5 protein-coding genes are annotated in these 3,382 nt (G+C 62.4%); 3 read left to right on the top strand and 2 right to left on the bottom strand.

Going from position 1 to position 3,382, the window contains the following annotated elements:
• Positions 1 to 82 precede the first annotated feature (82 nt).
• A complete protein-coding gene (locus Q319_RS0122795; RefSeq protein WP_415814719.1) occupies positions 83 to 532 on the top strand; it encodes a hypothetical protein in 450 nt (149 codons plus the stop codon).
• A gap of 169 nt (positions 533 to 701) precedes the next feature.
• Here Q319_RS0122795 and ddrA read toward each other — a convergent pair whose 3' ends face one another.
• Positions 702 to 1,304, bottom strand: coding sequence for a single-stranded DNA-binding protein DdrA (gene ddrA, locus Q319_RS0122785; RefSeq protein ID WP_029484688.1), 603 nt, complete (start codon positions 1,302 to 1,304; stop codon positions 702 to 704).
• Positions 1,305 to 1,579: 275 nt separating this feature from the next.
• Between ddrA and hisB the strand changes: the two genes are divergently transcribed.
• Both hisB and hisH read left to right on the top strand, forming a co-directional pair.
• Positions 1,580 to 2,185, top strand: a complete 606-nt coding sequence (gene hisB, locus Q319_RS0122780) for an imidazoleglycerol-phosphate dehydratase HisB (RefSeq protein ID WP_029484687.1) — start codon at positions 1,580 to 1,582, stop codon at positions 2,183 to 2,185.
• Positions 2,182 to 2,808 carry an imidazole glycerol phosphate synthase subunit HisH gene (gene hisH, locus Q319_RS0122775; protein WP_156039562.1) on the top strand — a complete coding sequence of 209 codons (627 nt, stop codon included), beginning with the start codon at positions 2,182 to 2,184 and terminating at the stop codon, positions 2,806 to 2,808. Before hisB ends, hisH begins: the two co-directional genes overlap by 4 nt.
• A 195-nt stretch (positions 2,809 to 3,003) precedes the next feature.
• On the opposite strand, the gene Q319_RS0122770 is transcribed toward hisH, so the two are convergent.
• A complete protein-coding gene (locus Q319_RS0122770) occupies positions 3,004 to 3,231 on the bottom strand; it encodes an endo-1,4-beta-xylanase (protein ID WP_162178704.1) in 228 nt (75 codons plus the stop codon).
• Positions 3,232 to 3,382: the final 151 nt, after the last annotated feature.

Genomic DNA, 3,382 nt, shown 5'->3' with positions numbered 1-3,382 from the left:
ATCATCCCTGGACGATGGAAGAACTCCTCTTATTTCGGTTGCCGCCTCCTCAAGCCGCTTGACCACGACTCCACGCCGTTCTGTGGTCCTACCCTATTTCGAGACCCGCCACAAATCCAATGACGACTTGAGCGTCCATAACCTCAGCACGCCGTACGAATGGGGCACGCTGCTGGCCCACGAATTCCTGCGCCCTGGCCTGTCGCCCCGCGCGGCCAAATGGCAGCGCGACGTGATGGGGCTGGGCTACGGCAGATCGGCGCTGAACTGGAAACCGCAGATTAACTTTTTTGGTGGCAAGGGCGGCAACGGCTGGGGCATCCTGACCTACAGCGGTTACTTTCAGACCACAGATGGACGGCGTGTGGTCTACGCCTTCATGCAGCACGGCGCGGACCAGACCTACACCATGCCCAACACCCGCCGCGCCTTCGCGTGGATCAACGTGGGGATCGAGGCGGTGCTGGGACCCGTGCCCAGGGACGTGAAGCCGAGAGTGGATCAGCCAGGGCTGAGGAAAACCGCGCCATAGTCCTGAATCTTTCAGCTTCAGGTCAGAACAAGGCCGCCGGGGAAGTGCATCCCGGCGGCCTTGTATTCCATCTTCAGCTACAGCACCCGCGCCAGCATCCCGCTCATCAGCATCAGGGCCAGCAGTCCCAGCGTCACCGTGAGCAGGTTGCGGGCATCTGGAAAGCGGTTCATGCGGCCTGACCCTGGCTCACGGCCACCGGGTGAATGCTGCCCAGCGCGGCCTTGAGGTGCTTGTACACTTCCCGTTGCAGGTCCAGATCCTCGGGCAGCTCATAGCGTAACTGTTCCATCGCCTGCACCAGATGCGCGCCGCCGGGGGTGCGTTCGTGATCGGGCCGTGCCCAGTCGGGCAGTTCGGGGGTCACCTTCGGGCCGCGTCTGGCATCGTCCCAGTCGACCCACTGCTTGGGCAGATCGTACAGGTAGCGTCCGATCCCGAACTGCACCGCGCACCGCTTCAGCGCGTCCGAGGAAGCGGCCTTCAGCGTCCCCAGATTGCCCTCGCCCGCCTCGCCAATGTCCTCGCGGGTCACGCCCAACACAGTCAGGCGGCCCTTGACGGTGGCGGTGGCCGTGCCGGGGATCACCTCGATCTCGAAGGCCCAGGCATCCGGGCAAATGGCGTCCAGCCGGTCCTGCACTGCGCGGGCGTCCACGTAGGACAGCATCAGCGCCCGGCTGCGGTCCTTGGTGTAACTCTGGGGTTTCCACCCCACCAGATGGGACGGAAACGGGGCCTGGAGTCGTTTCTGAACATCACTGAGCTTCATGCGTTTAGTCTATAACAGAATCATATTATGGTCAAGACGTAATCCGTTGGAAATTAAGGTCTGGCTGACGAAACGTGGAGAGCGCTTGAGGACCATAAGACGTGCGCGCAAAATGGCCCAAGTCCTGGCGGATTTATGTATCGGATGATAAATGAAAAAAGTTCTAAACATTTGTAACGGCCTCTGTGAGCATCGAAAGCACAAAAACGCGCCACCACGGGCCAATCTCAACAAGCATTCCAAACATCGTCGCCGCATCATCTACACTCCTCACCATGAGCCGCACGGCCCCCGATTCCCGCACCGCCACCACGACCCGCAAGACCGCCGAAACCGAGATCACCGTTCGTCTGGATCTCGATTCCTCGGCGTATGACACGCCGCAGACCGGGCACGGCTTTTTTGACCACATGCTTGACGCCCTGGCCCGCCACAGCCGCCTGGGCCTGAGCGTGGCGGCCACGGGCGATCTGCACATCGAACCGCACCACCTGATCGAGGACACCGGGATTACGCTGGGGCAGGCTCTGTCTCAGGCGCTGGGAGACCGCAAGGGCATCGAGCGCTACGGCAGCGCCTTCGTGCCGATGGATGAAACGCTGGCGCACGCCGTCGTGGACCTGTCGGGACGTGCCCACCTCGCCTTCGAGCCTGAGACGCTGAACGTGTGGGGCGATGCAGGCGGCATGACCCATTACCACCTGCGCGAGTTTTTGCGCGGCTTTTGCAACCACGGCGGCGTGACCCTGCATGTGCGTCTGCTGGCCGGGAGAGAGGCCCACCACGTCATCGAGGCTGTGATCAAAGCGGTGGCCCGTGCCCTGCGCGACGCGGTGGCCGTCACGTCTGCCGAGATGCCGAGTACCAAGGGCAGCTTGTGAGCGTGCCTGAAGTTCTGCTGCTGGACTACGGCGCGGGCAATGTCCGCAGCGCCGCCAAAGCGCTGGAACGGGCGGGAATGCGGGTGCGCGTCTCTGCCGATCCCGCCGACGTGCCGCACGCCACCGCGCTGGTGGTGCCCGGCCAGGGTCACTTCCGGCAGGTCATGGAAGCTTTCGAGACGGGCGGCTTTCACGGCCCCGTCACCGACGCCGCACGGGCGGGCGTGCCGCTGCTGGGAATCTGCGTGGGGATGCAGATGCTCCTGAGCGACTCTGAGGAAGCGCCGGGCGTGGCGGGCCTGAACCTGATCCCCGGCACAGTCCGCAAGTTCACTGCCGCCGCAGGTCACAAGGTGCCGCAGATGGGCTGGAACGCCCTGGAACGCGTGGGGGATTCGCCGCTGCTGCGGGGGCTGAACGGTTCAGCCTACGCCTACTTTGTCCACAGTTATTACGTGCCAGCCGACGTGGCCGTGCAACACGGCGCACTGACGCAGTACGGCGTCCCCTTCTGGGCAGCCCTCAGCGTAGGCAACCTGCACGCCACCCAGTTCCACCCGGAAAAAAGTGGTGCGGTGGGGCTGGCGCTGCTGGAGCGCTTCAGGCAGAACGTGCTGGGCTAAAGCATTTGTCATAAAAATACCATTTTCATGACCGAGCGGGAGGAGGAGCGTCCTCATGGGCGTCTGTTCACGACGATAGCGAGTGACTTTTACCGAGCAGGACGGACTGGTACAACTCGGAACGAGAGAATGGAGTTACCGGAAGTCTTTTCTTCCGGTAACTCCATTCGGAGAACCGCTCCAGGCCGACAGCAATTACTTTCCAGCCGTCTGTAGCACCCGCAGCAGCGCACCGTAAGCGGGTTTTTTCGCGTACCCGTCGTCAAAGATCAGCGGTTTGCCTCCGGCCCGCCAGGAGGTCCGGTCCGAGACGCCCCACATCATGAAGGCGCTGCATTTCACGGCCAGGCAGGTGGACAGCAGCTCGCCGTAGACCTGCGCCTGACGGGCCAGTTTCTCCTTCTCGCTGCCGTTTCCCACCATCTGAACGTCCACCTAGGTCAGTTGCACGTCCAGACCCAGGTCGCGGAAGCGCTGCAAGTTCAGTACCGGACAACTCGATTTCAATAGCGTCCTGAACAGCATTTTTGACATTTGAGCATTTGGTTGTCATCTGGGACGGCGAAAGGCGGCT

The sequence above is a fragment of the Deinococcus marmoris DSM 12784 genome, assembly GCF_000701405.1.
In the GTDB taxonomy this organism is placed as follows: domain Bacteria; phylum Deinococcota; class Deinococci; order Deinococcales; family Deinococcaceae; genus Deinococcus; species Deinococcus marmoris.
This window is presented reverse-complemented; position numbering and strand designations above follow the sequence as displayed.